At 71.1% G+C, this 232-nt stretch carries 1 protein-coding gene; it reads left to right on the plus strand.

What is annotated here, in order from left to right; genetic code table 11:
- The coding region (locus SB753_RS41895; protein WP_410805799.1) for a hypothetical protein at positions 1-205 on the plus strand (205 nt) is incomplete at its 5' end.
- Between the last annotated feature and the right edge of the window lie 27 nt (positions 206-232).

Here is a 232-nt window from a genome sequence, read left to right on the forward strand (position 1 = left end):
GGGCGTGTGGCGCGCCGTCAGCGCGCCTCGACGCGTTCGCGCCCGGCTGCCGAACGCGCCTTGCAGCGCGGCGGCCGGCACAACGGCTGTCTTGCGCGCCGGCCTCGCGGCTACCCGCAAACGCGCGCCAATGCTCGCCCCGCTCGTCCCGCTCGTCCCGCTCGCGTTGCGCCCGACGAGCGTCCAAGGAGGAATAACAACATGAAAAGAATCTGTCTCGCGATTCTGGCCG

This window comes from Paraburkholderia sp. SIMBA_053 (assembly GCF_046534895.1).
Classification (GTDB): Bacteria; Pseudomonadota; Gammaproteobacteria; order Burkholderiales; family Burkholderiaceae; genus Paraburkholderia; species Paraburkholderia caledonica.